Origin of the sequence: Streptomyces sp. SolWspMP-5a-2, assembly GCF_900091845.1 — a bacterium.
GTDB classification, from domain to species: Bacteria; Actinomycetota; Actinomycetes; order Streptomycetales; family Streptomycetaceae; genus Streptomyces; species Streptomyces doudnae.
In genome coordinates this window covers 1-2,455 of record NZ_FMCI01000184.1, presented here as the reverse complement: position 1 = coordinate 2,455, position 2,455 = coordinate 1, and the positions used below count along the sequence as shown (strand labels likewise).

Here is a 2,455-nt window from a genome sequence, read left to right as displayed (position 1 = left end):
CGGCGCCTCGGACTTCGGCGCCTCGGACCTCGGGGTCTCCGCCCTCGGCTCGTCACGCCGCTCGCGCTCGTCGCGCTGCTCCCGCTGCTCGCGCTGTTCGCTGCGGCTGGGCGCACCGGCCGGGGCGGACGCCCGGCGGCTCGTCCGGCGCCGCGAACGGCCGCGGGCGGCGGCCTCCGCCTCGGCGACGCTGCTGTACAGCTCCTCGTCGGGGGTGAACTCGGGACCGGGCAGCGCGACCGGCGCGGCGGCCTCGGCGGCCACCTCGGCGACGCTCTCGGTCTCGGTCTCCTCGTCGGTGCCGTCGGCGTCGACCGGGTGCGCGGCCTCGTGGCTGTGGCCGTCGCCGCCCCGGCCGCGCTTCTTGCGCTTGCCGCCGCCACCGGCGGAACCGGGCTGCTCCAGGTGGACGATGACGCCCCGCCCGTTGCAGTGCACGCAGGTCTCGGAGAAGGACTCAAGGAGCCCCTGCCCGACCCGCTTGCGGGTCATCTGCACGAGCCCGAGCGAGGTCACCTCGGCCACCTGGTGCTTGGTGCGGTCGCGCCCGAGGCATTCGAGCAGGCGGCGCAGGACCAGGTCGCGGTTGGACTCCAGGACCATGTCGATGAAGTCGATGACGATGATGCCGCCGAGGTCGCGCAGCCGGAGCTGGCGGACGATCTCCTCGGCCGCCTCCAGGTTGTTCCTGGTGACCGTCTCCTCCAGGTTGCCGCCCTGGCCGGTGAACTTGCCGGTGTTGACGTCGACGACGATCATCGCCTCGGTCCTGTCGATCACCAGCGAACCGCCGCTGGGAAGCCAGACCTTGCGGTCCAGGGCCTTGGCGAGCTGCTCGTCGATCCGGTACGTGGCGAAGACGTCGACCTCGGAGGTCCACTTCGACAGCCGGTCGGCGAGGTCGGGGGCGACGTGCGCGACGTAGCCGTGGATCGTCGACCAGGCCTCGTCGCCGCTGACGACGACCTTGGTGAAGTCCTCGTTGAAGATGTCGCGGACGACCCGGACGGTCATGTCGGGCTCGCCGTACAGCAGCGTCGGGGCGTTGCCGCCCTTGGCCTTCTTCTGGATCTCCTCCCACTGCGCCTGGAGCCGTTCGACGTCCCTGCGCAGCTCGTCCTCGCTCGCGCCCTCGGCCGCGGTGCGCACGATGACGCCCGCGTCCTCGGGGACGATCTTCTTGAGGATGGTCTTCAGCCGGGCCCGCTCGGTGTCGGGCAGCTTGCGGCTGATGCCGGTCATCGAGCCCTCGGGCACGTACACGAGGTAGCGGCCGGGCAGCGAGACCTGGCTGGTGAGGCGGGCGCCCTTGTGCCCGATGGGGTCCTTCGTGACCTGCACGAGCACGGACTGGCCGGACTTGAGGGCGGACTCGATGCGGCGCGGCCCGTTGGCCATGCCGAGCGCCTCGAAGTTGACCTCACCGGCGTACAGGACTGCGTTGCGGCCCTTGCCGATGTCGATGAAGGCGGCCTCCATCGACGGCAGCACGTTCTGGACCTTGCCCAGGTAGACGTTGCCGACGTACGACGTCGACTGCTCCTTGTTGACGTAGTGCTCGACGAGCACCCCGTCCTCCAGGACGCCGATCTGGGTGCGGTCGCCGTGCTGGCGGACCACCATCACGCGCTCGACGGCCTCACGGCGGGCCAGGAACTCGGCCTCGGTGATGATCGGGACGCGCCTGCGCCCCTGCTCACGGCCTTCCCTGCGGCGCTGCTTCTTGGCCTCCAGGCGGGTCGAGCCCTTGATGGACTGGACCTCGTCGGACGGCTCGGACTGCTTGCGCGGTTCACGCACCTTGACGACGGTGCGCTCCGGGTCGTTGTCGCCGGGCTCGCCGTCGGTGCCGTTGTCACCGGCGCGGCGACGGCGCCTGCGGCGACGGCGGCTGCTGGAGTTCGAGCCGCCGGAGTCACCCTGGCGGACGTCGTCGTCCTCGTCCTCGTCGCTCTGCCCGGCGCCGTCCTCGGCGTCGTCGGAGTCGTCGCGCGCGGCGCGCTCGTCGGTGTCGTCGTGCTCGTCCGACTCGTCGTCGCCACCGGAGTCGGCGGACTCGCCGCGCCGGCGGCGGCGACCGCCCCGGCGACGGCGGCGGCGCGAACCGGTGTCCTCGGAGTCGTCGTCCCCGTCGTGGCCGTCCTCGGCCTCGGCGTCCTCCGGCTCGTCCTCGGCGGCGGGCTCGGGGGCCTGCGCCTCGGACTCGTCGCCGAAGGCCGCGCCGCGACGGCGACGGCGGCGCCGGGAACCGGCGGACGGCTCCTCGGCGGCGGGCGCCCTGGCGGGCTCGACGGCCGCGGTCGGCTCCTCGGTCTCCTCGACGGCGTCGAGGTCGTCGGCACCGGACGCGCCTGCGGCGGCCTCGGCGGCGGCGCGCTCGGGCGTCTGGAACCGGGGCTCGGTGAAGACGGGCGCCTGGAACACGGCGACCGCGGGGCGGGCCGGACGGCGCGGG

The 2,455-nt window shown here is 73.2% G+C and carries 1 protein-coding gene; it reads right to left on the bottom strand.

Translation table 11 applies throughout. The annotated features are described in order from the left end of the window. Positions 1-2,455: Rne/Rng family ribonuclease (locus GA0115242_RS19080; protein ID WP_141721647.1), on the bottom strand; the 2,455-nt coding region annotated here is incomplete at both ends.